Below are 15,328 nucleotides of genomic sequence, written 5' to 3' on the forward strand. Positions count from 1 at the left end.
ACCTGATATTAAAGATAGTAGATATTCCTAAAGAATGGGGGACTACGCTACTAGATAAACTCCGCTATCTTCAATGTTGTATGTGTCAAGAAATCAGCTATGTCCACTGGATAGAACGACTTCTCTCTGGCTAAGCATTTTTACTCAGGGCAGGATAAATGTAAGCTAAAATGTAAAGTTTTGTGACAGAATTCAACACTTGTGGCTCTAACCCCACCCCCAACCCCTCCCCGTTAACGGGGAGGGGAGCTTTCTGGGAATCCTTGTCCCCCCCTTTCCTCGTCTTTCCAAAGAAAAAAACCGCACATTTTGAGAGTCTCCCTCAACTCTTTAGCCCGCGAAGGCGGGCTTCGTCTGTATAGCCGCGATTTCCAATCGCCAGGAACCTGGTCCACTAGTCGGGTGCGTTCCGCATTGCCGGTGTATGGGCGATGTGTTGTATCGGCGGAACGCACTTTGCTGATTAGATCCCAGGCGATTGAAACTCACTGCGACAAACGAAGTCCGCCTTCGCGGACTTCAGAGAAGTAGGCGGAATGCACTTTGCTGATTAGATCCCAGGCGATTGAAATCGCGGCTATACAAACGAAGTCCGCCTTCGCGGACTTCTGAGAAGTAGGCGGTACGCACTTTGCTAACTAGATCCCAGGCGATTGAAATCGCGGCTATACAAACGAAGTCCGCCTTCGCGGACTTCTGAGAAGTAGGCGGAACGCACTTTGCTAACTAGATCCCAGGCGATTGAAATCGCGGCTATACAAACGAAGTCCGCCTTCGCGAACTTCAGAGAAGTAGTGTTAAATCCGCCCCCCGCCTTCTGTAGGGGCGGGTTCACCCGAAATCCCTGAGACACAGCGCCGGATTGTACTAAACCCGCCCCCCGCCTGCAGTGCTGTGGGGTGCGTTCCGCACTGACATTGCGGCGTATTGGCGATGTGTCGTACAGGTGGAACGTACCCTACTTTACTGAATGAAATACCGGAAATATCTGATACACCAACCACCCCAACCCCAGCCCTAAGCAAGAGGTTCCAGTCACAATCAGAAAGGTGTGAAATCGGGTGAAGGATTTTAGCAGCTGTTCTTTAGCAAAATCCAAAGCAAAAGCCAAATTCAAAACCAGAAAAAAAGCCAAAAGCAAAGCCACACCCGCAGCCACACCCGCAGCCACACCCGCAGCCACAGCCCAAAAGCCAAAGTCGGGCCAAACCCAAGTCGAAGACGAAGCGAAACTCGAAAACGAATACATCAAAGCAAAAATCAAAGACCAAAAGAAAAACCAATCCAAAGCCGAATCCCAACCCAAAGCAAAAGCGAAAGCGAAAGCCAAAGTCCAAAATTTAACTGCTGATAAAAAGCCCACAATAGTGGACATTAACAAAACTCTTGCTAACCCAAGCCAAGGGATAGCTCTTAGCAGCTGTTCGACAACCGGCTTATTTCTCCCAGGCGGTGGGGACACCGGCTGAGTGCGATTCGCCGATTCCAACAACTTCAACCATTCCCGCATCGACTGGGGGCGTTTCTTCGCTTCCAACTCCATCCCCTTGAGAATCGCCCGATTCAACACATCCCCGATACCCCCAGCTAGTTGCTTCGGCGGAACTAATCGCTCATTGTTCAGCTTGCGCTTTAAAGAAGATGCCGGACGCTGACCCGTTATGGTATAATACAGAGAAGCCGCCAGACAGTAAATATCTACCGCCGGCTCTCGACCGCCCTGCATCTGCTCGTAAGGGGCAAAAGCTGGATTGGCAAAAAACTTTGAGCTGACAGTTGCAGGAAAAATTTCCCCAGCAATGCCAAAATCAATTAAAACCGCCCTCCCATCACTCTGCACCATTATATTACCGGGGTGAGCGTCCCGATGCACAAGCCTAGCCGCGTGCACCACCGTTAGGGCTTCCCCAATTTGTCGCAGATAATCCACCGCTTCCCATTGCGGTAACGCCCCCCGCCGCTGCACAATATCCCACAAACTCTCCCCCGCTACAAAATCCATCACCAGACAGTATGTGCCGCCCTCTTCAAACAAATCCCTGACGCGCACAATATTAGGATGCTGCTTTTCAGACAGCTTTTCCATTCGCCGCCCTTCCTCGATGAATCGCTTCACATACTTATCATATTCTGGGTCATTTCTCAAACTATCATTGGGCGTTTTAATCACAACCGGCTGTTCGAGAAGCTGGTGCTGCGCTTTATAGGTAATCCCAAAGCCACCTTGTCCCAAAACTTGTTCGATGACGTACCGCCCGCCCTGCAACCTGTGCCCTGTTGCCCAAACCATCCCTCACCACTCCGCAACGCTTGGGACTGATTATGCCACAGAGCTGCCGGTGCCGCACACTGGTGGGGCGATGTGCTGCACCCCCCGCCTGCTATAGGGGCGGGTTCACCGGCAATCCCTGAGACGAGCGCGCCGGATTGTGCTAAACCCGCCCCCCGCCTGCAGTGCTGCCGGGTGCGTTCCGCATTGCCGGTGAGGCGTCTGGGCGATGTGCCCTGCCGGTGGAACGCACCCTACTTTGCTCTATACTACCACCCCAAATCCGCCATACATCCCTCCGAGATCGCCATCAATTGCTCTGTGGGCATCGTACTGTAATCCAGCGCCAAATACCCCTCCAGCAAACCCCACCCCAACTTCTGCAAATGCCACTGGGCGGCAATTTGATGCTTGCAAATCTGCTTGCTGTACATCGCATCCTCGCAATTGCATCCCTGTGCAGTCACCACATGAAGCCGCCGGCTGGCGCGATTCCACACAGACACCTTCCCCTCTTGCAATCTCACTTCCAACCCATCCAGCGCCATTTGATTTTGCCGCGCCAGAAACGCCCGCAACTCATCACCGGCAATCGAGTGTCGCTTCTCTCCCTCCAGCAAGGCAACACTGCTCTCACTTACCGCAAACCCCGTCACTCTGTCAAAACGCTGCTGCTTAATCCCTAACAGGTTGAACAGTGACTGCCAAAAATACTCGCGCGACAGAAATGTGCAGCACTTTCCATATTGCGTGTGATATACTATATAAGGCGTATTCCCCCGCTTCGTGACGCCAATCTTCTCAATGCGGATGTGGCACTTCACCACCGGCTTGTCTGGGGATTGCTCACTTTTGCTGGCAACACCGGCATACGGAACCACAATCTCCTCTGGAGACTGCTGCGCCTGTGGGGAAACAGCCGGTTTATCTGGGGATTGCTTTTTACGGGATTGCTTTTTACGGGATTGCTTTTGACTGACAGGCTTCACTGCTTGGGCTTTTGCGATCGCTTCCGCACCGGCTTCGAGTTCGGCAGGCACCTCCAACTGCGCCGCGCCGGCATCCGCACCGGCTTCGAGTTCGGCAGGCACCTCTAACTGCGCCGCGCCGGCATCTGCACCGGCTTCGAGTTCGGCAGGCACCTCCAACTCCGCCGCGCCGGCGTCTGCACCGGCTTCGAGTTCGGCAGGCACCTCTGACTGCGCCGCGCCGGCGGTTGAACCTGTAACTGCTTCCACCGGTACATCCCACTTGACTGAAGGGGCTTTAATGCCTGCCGGCGCAACTTGCGGGGCGAACAAATCCAGCTGTACCGGCTCTCGGCGGGGCTTGCGCGGGGATTGCGCCGGTTTGGTTTGCGGCGCTAAGGGGGCTGGGGTGCCTGCCGGGGCAGACGGGCTAGCGAACAGTTCTAGCTGAACAGGTTGTTGTCGATCTTGCTTTTTCATGCTACAGTTGTCCTTATTAGTATGAATTTGGACTTGAGCGCTGTCCCAGCCTAGGAGCTGTTGCGGCGCTCTTTTTGTATCTTCCCCAATTATAAGGAAGGTCTTGGCAACCGTCAAGGGGGGTGAGGAACTTTTTTTCTTGGCCCGCCAGGCGAGAGCCTGAAGGACATTGCTGGCACAGGAATTGATTGACCCAACACTCTCACAAAACGAGCGCGGGCCGGCCACTCTCCAGAGCTTGTATTTGCGTGCGTATTGGCCAAGATCCCCCTGGGACGGCCTTCTCGCGCCTCGAATTTATTACCCCAATAAATTATTTTCCATTTTTTTTTACTCTTGTATTGCCAGTCTAAATGAGTTGTGTGAGAGTCCCTTCCTCGCACAGGAGGGAACAGCCAAAAAGGGATTGCCTCTACAGGAATTGCGCGAATGATTTAGACTGGATACATAATTTATTCCCCCCATAAATTCTCGCCAGCGTGGCCCGAAAAACCAAAATAGGGCCAGCAAAGCCGGCCCTACCGTATCAAGTTGGGGGTTAGGGGCTAGGGGTTAGGAGTTTGGCGAGAGCCAATGCCCAATCCAAAATCCAAAATCCGGGCATCCAAAATCCCCAACGCCCTTCAAGTCGTATACTCAGCGTTAATCTTCACATAGTCATAGCTGAGGTCGCAGCCCCAAGCGGCACCGGAACCGGCACCATTGCCAATGCTGACCGAAATCAGCACCGTATCCTCCTTGAGATACGCCCCCGCTGCTGCTTTCTTCATATACTCACTCGCCGCCTGCCGGTCGAACTGCAGGGGTTGCCCATTCTCCATCAGCAAGAAATCCCCCAGCTGAATCCGCAAGTTCTCCTGATCGAAGAGGACACCGGCACGCCCTGCAGCCGCCGCAATCCGCCCCCAGTTGGGATCGCGGCCAAAAATCGCCGACTTCAGCAGAGACGAACCGGCAATTGTCCGCGCCACCTGACGCGCCGCCGCATCATCCTTCGCACCGGCAACCCGCACTTCAAGCAAGCAGGTTGCCCCTTCCCCATCTCGCGCGATCGCCTTTGCCAAATGCTGGCAAACTGCAGTCAGCATCGCCTCCAGCTTTTCCGCCTCCGCACCCATTTCCGTAATTGCCGGCGTGCGAGACTGCCCATTAGCCAAACCGATCAGCGAGTCATTCGTACTCGTATCCCCATCCACCGTCACCTGATTGAAACTCTTATCAGCCGCCCGCCGCAGCATATCGTGCCACAAATGGGGCGACACCGCCGCATCGCAAGTGACAAACGCCAGCATCGTCGCCATATTCGGGTGAATCATCCCCGAACCCTTGCACATCCCGCCGACGCGCACAGGGCGATCGCCAAAGTGCGTTTCCAGCGCAATCGATTTCGTCACTAAATCTGTGGTGCAGATCGCCTTCGCCGCCGCATCTCCCCCCGTTTCCGACGCCTCCGCCACCACTCGGGGAATCCCCGCCCGCAGCGCCTCCATCTTAATCCGGTGCCCAATCACGCCGGTGGACGCCAGCAGCACCGATTCTGGGGGAATATTCAGCGCTTCCCCCACCAACTGGGCGGATTCCAGCGCATCCGCCCAACCCTGTGCGCCGGTGGCGGCATTAGCTTGACCGGCATTGCACAAGATAGCGCGGGCGCTAGCTTTCGCTTCCAGACGCTGCCGGCAGTAATCCACACACGCCGCCCGCACTTGCGAGGTGGTGAACACACCTGCTGCGATCGCATCCACCTCTGACACGATCAGCGCCAAATCCGGAAGCCCGGAAGGCTTCAGCCCCGCCACAATCCCAGCCGCCCGATACCCTCTCGGCGCTGTCACACCACCTGAAATTTCCTGCCAATCTGCCATAGTTGCTCCCATTAGGCGTCATCTTGACCGAGAGGCGATTATATCAAGCAACTTCCTGGACACTGTTCATTCCTTATTTCTTCTTTATCATCCTATAGCATTGGGCATGGGGCATTGGGCATGGGGCATTGGGCATTGGGCATTGGGCACTGGGCATTGGGCACTGGGCATTGGGCATTGGGCACTGGGCATTGGGCATTGGGCACTGGGCATTGGAAGCCCCATGCCAGGTATTTGCGGGACGCCAGAGCCACTCAAATTTATAGATATCCGAAAGAAAGGTTTTTACAAATCCCCGACTTTAGACGGGTTTTGTATATATGTTTTCTTCCGGAAGTCATAAATTTGTGCCAAGGGTTGACAAAATCTCCCCCACCACAGGCTGAAATTTGGCCAGTGTCCACTGGACATCTGCCCCAGACTGGGTGCCTCGGGGAGCCAAACCCCTCAAATTTAGGCATATCCGAAAGAAAGGTTTTTACAAATACCCGACTTTAGACGGGTTTTGTATATATGCTTTCTACCGGAAATCAGAAATGTGTGCCCATTGGTTCACAAAATAGCCCCATGCCCCATGCCCCACGCCCCACGCCCCATGCCCCACGCCCCACGCCCCACCCCCAGTCCCAAAAAAAAGGGAGAGTCTTGGGCGACTCTCCCTGCCATCAGGGTGCATCTACATAGCACACTATACCATTTTAGGCGTGTGGGGTCAAACCCCCAATTTTTTCTTTTTGTCAAGAAATCCTGACATAACAGGGGGGCTTGGGGGCTAACCGTTCAACTTGCTCGCCAGCAGCTGGTTAGTCAGCTTCGGATCGGCTCGCCCGCCGGTTTGCTTCATCACCTGTCCGACAAAGAAGCCCAGCAGCTTGGTTTTGCCGGCGCGGTACTGCTCTAGCTCCTTGGGGCTCGCCGCCAGAACCTCATCAATAATTTTTTCCAGAGCGCCGGTGTCGGAGATTTGGATCAGCCCCTTGCTCTCCACGAGTTCCTGGGCAGATCCGCCCTTCGCCAGCAATTCGGGCAGGATATCCTTAGCGATTTTACCGCTAATGGTGCCGGCCTCTATCAGAGAAATTAGTTCCGTCAGAGTTGCCGGCGTCAGGGCTATATCCCCGATGCCCAGCTTATTCTCCTTAAGGTACGCCGCAATATCGCCCATCACCCAGTTAGCGGCTTGCTTGGCACCGGCACCCTGCGCCACCGCCGCCTCAAAATACTCCGCCACCTGCCGGTCGTCTGTCAGCACCCGGGCGTCGTAGGCAGAAAGACCCAACTCGCTTTCATAGCGGTGGCGCTTCGACGCCGGCAGTTCTGGGAGTTGCGCCTTCCACTGCTGCTGCAGGGGGGCTCCCACCTCCACCGCCGGCAAATCCGGTTCCGGGAAATAGCGGTAATCGCTAGAGCCTTCCTTGCTGCGCATGCTGATCGTGCGCTGGCTCCCCTCCTCCCACAGCCGAGTTTCCTGCACAATCCGCTCACCGGCTTCAATCGCTTGAATCTGCCGGTCGATTTCATACTCAATCGCCCGCTGGATAGCACTAAAGGAGTTCATATTCTTAATCTCCACCTTCGTGCCAAACTTCTCCTCCCCAACCGGGCGCACAGAGATATTCACATCGCAGCGCAGCGAACCTTCCTGCATATTCCCATCGCTGACGCCGAGATAGCGGAGGATGCGGCGCAACTCCTGGGCGTACTCAGCCGCTTCCGCCCCAGAGCGGATATCCGGTTCCGAGACAATTTCCACCAGGGGCACGCCGGTGCGGTTGAAGTCCACCAGAGAGTAGGCGGAACCCGAGAGGCGATCGCTGCCGGCGTGAACCAGCTTGCCGGCATCTTCCTCCATGTGCAGGCGCGTGATGCCGATCTTCTTGCGGGTGGCGGTGCTGGTGTCGTCAACCAGCTCAATTTCCAGCCAGCCGCCCTTAGCGATCGGCAAGTCGTACTGGGAGATTTGATAATTTTTCGGCAAGTCCGGATAGAAATACTGCTTCCGGTCAAACTTGCTGTGGGGAGCGATTTGGCAGTTAAGCGCCAGAGCGGCTTTCACGGCGTATTCCAGCACTTTCTGATTCAGCACCGGCAGCACCCCGGGCATTCCCATGCAGATGGGACAGATATTCGTGTTTGGCGGCGTTCCAAACTCCGTCGAGCAGTTGCAGAAAATCTTCGTGGCGGTGCTGAGCTGACAGTGGGTTTCCAGACCGATGATAGCTTCGTACTGAGTTTTTACCGGGGCGGCTGTGGTCATAACCTATCTACATTTCGGCTTTTTCATCCAATCCCTACTATTGTAGCCTGCCGGCGGCGCATTCCCCACCGGCTCCCCAAAAAATCCCCGCTCCAGAGGGCCAGAAACCCGGTTTCTCAAAGAAACCCGGTTTTTCCCTCCCCCTCAGGAGCGCCTTTGACGCTCCCAAATTTCTCCGCCACAGTAGAACAGCACGATGCCGAACAGGCTAGCCGCAAGGTCTTCCAGACTAGCGGTGCGGTGGGGCAAAATAGACTGCAACATTTCTTCAAATATCGTGATAGCGCCAAACAGAAATGGCCCCAGCGGAATGGGATAATTGCCCAAAGCCATCATGCGCCGGCCTAAGGCTCGATAGCTGAGGTAAGAAGCAATTCCGTATAAAATAAAATGCCCCACTTTGTCATAAGGAGTGCGCTGGATTAGCGGAATGGGTATCTTTCCCATATCCGCTAGCAGCACGATCAGGAAGAGAAACGCGAAGTAGCCGGTGGAGACGATAACCCAGACACGATTTGATGGCTTTATTGCGCCAACTTTCATAATACTCTTATCAGATAAAGATTCAGCATGTATTGGACCAGAAACCGGGTTTCTTTTAGTTTCCCGGTTTCTTGTGGCTCTCGTGGCTCTCAAGCGTGGCGGTTAACTTCTTCTTGCAGCCAGGGGTCAACCGGCTGTCCGTCTTTGCGCCGCAGCTCAATTTCGATATCTATGACTCTACCGGAACCAGGGGGAGCCGGCTTTTGATGGAAAACAATCTCGTAGTTGGCGGGCTCTTGATTGCGCTCGCGCAGCCAATCCTGCACCTTGATCGGGGCGAAAAATGACTGCCCTTCCGCAAACATGCGGGTAATTTGCATTTGGAGAGTGAATGGTTCAAATCTGGGCATAAGGCGATTTGCTATTTTAGATGTTTTTTTTCTATTTTTTGTTCCTGGGAACATTTTGGGAGCGAGGGGGGGAAACAGGAAAAAGGGGGTGAAAACGAGGCAGAGCCTCTAGGAGTGCGTTCCCAGCTCAAGCTGGGAACGAGGGTAAGACTCTTAAAACCCGCGCAGGCGGGTTTTGTTTGTATAGCCGCGGTTTCAACCGCCGGGAGACTCCCGCACACAGCCCCAACGAGACGGCTCCCGGAACGAGGGCGCTCCCACCGGCACGCCTACCCCAACCCTTCAACCAGCTGAGTGCGAGCGCTTTCCAGAGCGTCTTTCAACTTGCTGGGGTCGCGCCCGCCGGCTTGGGCCATGTTGGGTCGCCCCCCGCCGCCGCCGCCGCAGATTTTGGCGATTCCGCCGATAAATTTCCCAGCTTGCAGCCCTTTCTTGTTGACATCCGGGCTAAAACATGCTATGAAATTCACCTTTTCCGGTTCGGGGACGGACCCGAGCACGACCGCGCCACTGCCCAGTTTTTGCAGCAGTCGCTCAGCAGCGGTTTTCAGGGCTTCAGCGCCCACATCCTCCAGTTGAGCGACGATAATTTTGAAATCGCCAACCGGCTCCGCTGTTGCCAGCAACTGGTCAGATTTTGCCACCGCCAGTTCCGCTTTCACCGCTTCCAGCTGTTTCTGAGCGGCTTTCAGTTCCGCTTGCAAGCCGGCGATCCGGTCGGGGATTTCTTCGGGCTTGACTTTAAACCGGTCGCTGAGTTCCCTCACTACTTTATCGCGGACGTTGAGGTAGTCGAGTACGGATGGACCGGCAACTGCCTCAATCCGCCGCACCCCTGACGCCACGCCGGTTTCGGAGATAATCTTGAACGCGCCAATCTCAGCGGTGTTGCCCACATGTGTCCCCCCGCACAGTTCCATCGAGACGCCGGGGTAATCCACCACCCGCACCACATCGGCGTACTTTTCCCCGAACATGGCGATTGCGCCCTTGGCTTTGGCCTCAGCTAGGGGCATCTCGGCAATTTGTGCGCTTGCGCCTTCAGCGATCCAGCTGTTGACTTGCTCCTCAACTTGCTCCAGCTCAAGGGCGGTGAGGGGGCGGGGACAGTTGAAGTCAAAGCGCAGCCGGTCAAAGGCGACGAGGGAGCCGGCTTGAGAAATGGAGTCGGAGACTATCTTTTTCAGCGCCGCTTGCAGCAGGTGGGTGGCGGTGTGGTTGGCTTGAACGCGACGCCGGCAAGATTGGTCAGTGACAGCGGTGACGGTATCGCCGGCACGCAGGACACCGCGCTCGACGCGCCCGAAGTGGACAAAGAAATCGGATTCTTTTTTGACATCTTCAATGCGAACCAGCAGGTTATCGCCTGACAGGTAGCCCCGATCTCCAATTTGCCCCCCGGATTCGGCATAGAAGGGGGTTCGGTCGAGGACCGCCCGGATTTCTGTGCCTGCTTCTGCTTCTTCTGCCGGTTGGCCATCGAGCAGCAGGACTTCGACGCGAGCGCCGGCGGACAGTTCGCTGTAGCCGACAAACTCGGTGGAGTGGATGTGCTCTGCGAGTTTGTCCAGGGAGCCTTGGACGGTGAGGTCGATGGTTTCGTGGGCTTCTTTGGCTCTTTCGACTTGCTTTTTCATTTCGGCGTCGAAACCGGCCACATCCACTGTGAGTCCCCCTTCGGCGGCGATTTCCTGTGTCAGTTCCAGGGGGAAGCCGTAGGTGTCGTACAGGGTAAAGGCATCGACGCCTGAAATTTGCTCTGGCTTTTTGGCGAGAATTTCGGCCAGGAGTTTCTCGCCGCGCTCTAGGGTTTTCAGGAAGCGGGTTTCTTCGCGCTCGAGTTCGGCTTTGATTGCGGCTTCTTGGTTGCGGACGTTGGGGTAGGCGGATTCGGCGAGGGCGATGGCGGTTTCGGCGACTTGTGCGGTGAACAGACCGGAAATGCCGATCAGGCGTCCGTGGCGCACGACGCGGCGGATCAGCCGGCGCAGGACGTAACCGCGCCCGATGTTGGAGGCGCGGATGTCGTCGGCGATCATGTGGACGACGGCGCGGATGTGGTCGCCGATGACTTTTAGGGAGATTTTGGTTTGTTCGCCGGATTGGGCGTAGTCGGTGCCGGCAATGTCGGCGGCGGTTTTGATGATGGGGAAAATTAGGTCGGTTTCGTAGTTGTTGGGGACGCGCTGGAGGATTTGGGCCATGCGCTCTAGGCCCATGCCGGTGTCGATGTTCTTGTTTTGCAGGGGGGTGAGGTTGCCGGTAGCATCCCGGTTGTACTGCATGAAGACGAGGTTGTAGAACTCGATGAACCGGCTCCCGTCTTCTAGGTCGATGTTTTGGTCGCCGCGTTCGGGGTGGAAGTCGTAATAGATTTCGGAGCACGGTCCGCAGGGGCCGGTGGGCCCGGAGGCCCAGAAGTTGTCCTCTTCGCCCATGCGTTTGATGCGGGTTTCTGGGACGCCGATTCTGTCTCTCCAGATGCTGTAGGCTTCGTCATCTTCTCTGAAGACGCTGACGACGAGGCGTTCTGGGGGTAAGCCGAAGACTTGTGTGGACAGTTCCCACCCCCAGGCGATGGCTTGCTCTTTGAAGTAGTCGCCAAAGCTGAAGTTGCCCAGCATCTCGAAGAAGGTGTGGTGGCGGGCGGTGCGCCCGACGTTTTCGATGTCGTTGGTGCGGACGCACTTTTGGGAGGTGGTGGCGCGGCGGAATTCGGAGGTGCGCTGTCCCAAAAATATGGGTTTGAAGGGCAGCATGCCGGCGATGGTGAGCAGGACGGTGGGGTCTTCCGGCACTAGGGAGGCGGAAGGCAGCACTTTGTGTCCCCGTTCGGCAAAGAAGTCGAGGAATTTTTGTCTGATTTGGCTGCCGGTTAGGGACTGGGCTGTGGGAGGCATAGGTGTGCCAAGACAAGTGTGTGGATCTGTATGTTTCTATTTTCGCACTCGCTGCCGGTGTGCGAAGGGTGCGCGAAGGGTGCCGGCTGGCAGTAGCCGCCCCCTCCTCTTTCAGAGGTGGGTTTTTTAGAAGTTGTCTGTGGATGAGCTCCATCAGTCGAGCTCCAAGCTCCATCGTTCGAGCTCCAAGCTCCATCAGTCGAGCTCTGAGGTCCATCAGTCGAGCTCCAAGCCCCATCAGTCGAGCTCTGAGGTCCATTGTTCGCGCTCGGGTGCTATGGTACAGGCTCCCGTGGCCGGTGCAGTGCCGTTATTCCCCGCACACCCGCAGCACCACCTCTAACCTCGGCTCCCACTGCACCGCGACAGGGCTTCAAAAGACCTCACAGATATAGCAGTAGGCAGTTAGGTTAGGACATTAGATCGAGAGGGCACGGAGGGAACGCCTGCCCTACGCCTTTTATCCCTAGGCCACTGATGTCCGTTCCCAATATGACTGCTGCTATAAAAAACCCACCCCCGAAAGCCCGGAGCCCCTCCGCCCCCCAGATGAGGCCGGCTATTTGTAAAGTTATGTAAGGCCAATCTTGCAGAATGTAAATAAGGGTAAATCTTGGTAAAAGGGGGTTGCCGGTCAAAAAAGGCTGTGATAACTTGATAGTAGACACCCGAAAGATGAATGAAGCGGTTGAAACCAACTTCTCTGGGCTGCGACCCGGTGTCTCCTGTCCAAGCCCGACGCAGTGGAACCTTAACTAGCATAGCAAAACGTGGCTAGATGCCCCGACGGGGCGCAGCCAAACCAAAGTCCGGAAAGACAACGCGAACACGTTAGCGGCGAAGCTGCAACATCTGTCCACCCTAGTAGTTGACTGTTCTTTCTCGCAAACCCAACTTAACTCTTTGAATCATATAAGTTTCGTCTAGTGGGTCCGGTCGTCTGTGACTGGACCCTTAGAATTTTCGGCTCCCCACCGGCACTCCGCAAGAAGCAAGAGACGCTATCCCCCTCTCGCAAATGTCCTGCGCCTTCTGGAGGTTGCCGGGTGTGCGGGCGAATTCATCCGCTGCACCGCTCACTCTGCCGGAGAGCCGGCGTTTATGTAAAATTTTGTAAAGTAATCGCTCCCACTCCAGAAGGGTGTGTTAGTTTAATAGTGGACACCAACCAGAGTGTTGAAAAGCAGTCCCGAGCAAAAAGGAGTGAGGTCAAACCAGTTCAAGATGATGGGCTTAGACCCGGTGTCCCCTGTCGAGAGTCCAAGCGCACATTGTCCACCCTAGTTGTAGATTGTTTGCACTCGAACCGTTTTACTTGTTCTTTCTGGGAAACCCCAGCTTTGCTAGTTGAATCACAGAATCAGAGTCTAGTGGGTTCGGTCACCTTGACTGAACCCACTAGAATTTTCGGGCTCCCTCACCGGCAGCGCTCGCTGACTCCACCGGCTTGCCGGCGGACTGTAAAATTTTGTAAACAAATAGCTCCCACTCCAGAAGGGTGTGTTAGTTTAATAGTGGACACCAACCAGAGTGTTGAAAAGCAGTCCAGAGCAAAAAGGAGTGAGGTCAAACCAGTTCAAGATGATGGGCTTAGACCCGGTGTCCCCTGTCGAGAGTCCTTGAACACAGTGTCCACCCTAGTAGTAGATTGTTTGCACTCGAACCGTTTTACTTGTTCTTTCTGGGAAACCCCAGCTTTGCTAGTTGAATCATAGAATCAGAGTCTAGTGGGTTCGGTCACCTTGACTGAACCCACTAGAATTTTCGGGCTCCCTCACCGGCAGCGCTCGCTGACTCCACCGGCTTGCCGGCGGACTGTAAAATTTTGTAAAGAAATAGCTCCCACCTCCAGAAGGGTGTGTTAGGTTAATAGTGGACACCAACCAGAGTGTTGAAAAGCAGTCCCGAGCAAAAAGGAGTGAGGTCAAACCAGTTCAAGATGATGGGCTTAGACCCGGTGTTCCCTGTCGAGAGTCCTTGAACACAGTGTCCACCCTAGTAGTAGATTGTTTGCACTCGAACCGTTTTACTTGTTCTTTCTGGGAAACCCCAGCTTTGCTAGTTGAATCATAGAATCAGAGTCTAGTGGGTTCGGTCACCTTGACTGAACCCACTAGAATTTTCGGGCTCCCTCACCGGCAGCGCTCGCTGACTCCACCGGCTTGCCGGCGGACTGTAAAATTTTGTAAAGAAATAGCTCCCACTCCAGAAGGGTGTGTTAGGTTAATAGTGGACACCAACCAGAGTGTTGAAAAGCAGTCCCGAGCAAAAAGGAGTGAGGTCAAACCAGTTCAAGATGATGGGCTTAGACCCGGTGTCCCCTGTCGAGAGTCCTTGAACACAGTGTCCACCCTAGTAGTAGATTGTTTGCACTCGAACCGTTTTACTTGTTCTTTCTGGGAAACCCCAGCTTTGCTAGTTGAATCACAGAATCAGAGTCTAGTGGGTTCGGTCACCTTGACTGAACCCACTAGAGTTTTCGGGCGGATTCAACCGCTAGCACCCCCCCAAGGGAGAGCCGGTGAACTGTCAGGCGAACTGTAAAATTTTGTAAAAGGAGCGCTGGGATTCCAGCAAGGTGTGTTAATTTAAGGAGCGGTTCCTGACCGGAGTGTTGAATCGCAGCTGCGCAAGCATTTTCGCTCGCACAGCCGGCGGAACCAAGATAGGATATTTCGTTCCAGAAAAAGCCCAGTAAACTGTGTCTATGCTCAGAGTCAAGAAATTACTTAGCAGTTTTTTGACTGCACTCTTTTTAGCCGTTGTAGCTCTCGCTGTTCCCGCCGGACAATTGCCGGCTGCTCAAGCTGATCCGGCCTGCAAGATAGTCTCTACTTATAGCGCAACTGCGCCGGCAACTGAGGAGGATCTCCTAAAGTATGCCTATTTAAAAGCGATTTGCGACGCTTCCGAGAAAGACCCTTCAGAGCTATCGGATCGTCTTTTCAAGATTGCACCTGACAACTCAAGACTGGTTTGGCGAGACTTAGAGAAAAAAGAATTTTTGGCCGTCACTTGGACTTCCTGGAATGGGTATGACGGGAAGGATGGAACTTCTCTCCAGTTAGGGGCAGATGTTTGGGTAACAGCCGTTCCCGAAGTTAAAGAATTCTGCGATAATTTCAGTGCGGACGATCCGAAGCGGATACTGAAGCTGGAACAGTTTCTGGGCTTGCCCCCGCGTGTGGGAAAGACAAAATTTGTAGAGATGTGGGTGAATCCCGCAGATATGTATCGGCCTTGCCCAGATAAAGAGATTGATGATGCTATCTGTGATTTGGACTTTCCGCCCACAGTCGAGCCCCAGCACAAACAGTGGTATGGCAACCTGCAAACCGTCTCTTATGAAGAAAAAGGCTATCCTTGGACAGGACTTGGCTATACCTATGATTGGGGGAACCCTGAAAGTGAGTTCGGTGCTAGCGAGTATATCGTCAAAAAAGGATCGACCGTCTTTATTCGTGCGGTCCAATCCACGCTCAACTATTGCCAGCCTGGGACTGCCTGATTTGATTTTTTAGTTTCCTCGGGCAACGCAGATAAGCGCGTCTCTCATCTTCGTGAGGGACTGAGAGCCCCGGTTTCTTAAAGAAACCGGGGTTCTTATGCGCACTTCACCCAACCGAGAGCCGGTATAAATCTTGCTTGCCTGCGTTTATCTGCTGTGCGGGTTTAAGCCCATGCAAAAAGGGCCCC

9 protein-coding genes and 1 pseudogene are annotated in these 15,328 nt (G+C 54.6%); 3 read left to right on the forward strand and 7 right to left on the reverse strand.

Going from position 1 to position 15,328, the window contains the following annotated elements; genetic code table 11:
* A pseudogene (locus OSC10802_RS53170) lies at positions 1 to 134 on the forward strand (IS4 family transposase); the annotation flags it as partial.
* Positions 135 to 958: 824 nt separating this feature from the next.
* Here the strand turns inward: OSC10802_RS53170 and OSC10802_RS0122205 are convergent.
* From OSC10802_RS0122205 to alaS, 7 genes are all read right to left on the reverse strand, one after another.
* On the reverse strand, positions 959 to 2,290 hold the full coding sequence (locus OSC10802_RS0122205) for a serine/threonine protein kinase (RefSeq protein WP_017718969.1): 1,332 nt from the start codon (positions 2,288 to 2,290) through the stop codon (positions 959 to 961).
* A 248-nt stretch (positions 2,291 to 2,538) separates the two neighbouring features.
* Positions 2,539 to 3,717 carry a hypothetical protein gene (locus OSC10802_RS44665; protein WP_155968205.1) on the reverse strand — a complete coding sequence of 393 codons (1,179 nt, stop codon included), beginning with the start codon at positions 3,715 to 3,717 and terminating at the stop codon, positions 2,539 to 2,541.
* 623 nt (positions 3,718 to 4,340) lie between these two features.
* The gene (gene argJ / locus OSC10802_RS0122215) at positions 4,341 to 5,582 is read right to left on the reverse strand and encodes a bifunctional ornithine acetyltransferase/N-acetylglutamate synthase (RefSeq protein ID WP_017718971.1); all 1,242 of its coding nucleotides are present in this window, start codon (positions 5,580 to 5,582) and stop codon (positions 4,341 to 4,343) included.
* A 772-nt stretch (positions 5,583 to 6,354) separates the two neighbouring features.
* A complete protein-coding gene (gene gatB / locus OSC10802_RS0122220) occupies positions 6,355 to 7,839 on the reverse strand; it encodes an Asp-tRNA(Asn)/Glu-tRNA(Gln) amidotransferase subunit GatB (RefSeq protein ID WP_017718972.1) in 1,485 nt (494 codons plus the stop codon).
* Between the two features lie 144 nt (positions 7,840 to 7,983).
* Positions 7,984 to 8,382 (reverse strand): VanZ family protein, encoded by a 399-nt coding sequence (locus OSC10802_RS0122225; RefSeq protein ID WP_017718973.1) that lies wholly within the window; start codon positions 8,380 to 8,382, stop codon positions 7,984 to 7,986.
* Between the two features lie 89 nt (positions 8,383 to 8,471).
* Positions 8,472 to 8,732, reverse strand: a complete 261-nt coding sequence (locus tag OSC10802_RS0122230) for a hypothetical protein (RefSeq protein WP_017718974.1) — start codon at positions 8,730 to 8,732, stop codon at positions 8,472 to 8,474.
* Positions 8,733 to 9,001: 269 nt separating this feature from the next.
* Positions 9,002 to 11,632: an alanine--tRNA ligase gene (alaS, locus tag OSC10802_RS0122235; protein ID WP_017718975.1), complete on the reverse strand. Its 2,631-nt coding sequence runs from the start codon at positions 11,630 to 11,632 to the stop codon at positions 9,002 to 9,004.
* Positions 11,633 to 12,574: 942 nt separating this feature from the next.
* On the opposite strand from alaS, the gene OSC10802_RS50635 reads away from it, so the two are divergent.
* Positions 12,575 to 12,739 (forward strand): hypothetical protein, encoded by a 165-nt coding sequence (locus OSC10802_RS50635; RefSeq protein WP_155968207.1) that lies wholly within the window; start codon positions 12,575 to 12,577, stop codon positions 12,737 to 12,739.
* Positions 12,740 to 14,372: 1,633 nt separating this feature from the next.
* A complete protein-coding gene (locus tag OSC10802_RS41225; RefSeq protein ID WP_198525161.1) occupies positions 14,373 to 15,140 on the forward strand; it encodes a hypothetical protein in 768 nt (255 codons plus the stop codon).
* Positions 15,141 to 15,328 lie beyond the last annotated feature (188 nt).

Origin of the sequence: Kamptonema formosum PCC 10802, from assembly GCF_000332335.1 — a bacterium.
GTDB lineage: Bacteria > Cyanobacteriota > Cyanobacteriia > Cyanobacteriales > Oscillatoriaceae > Oscillatoria.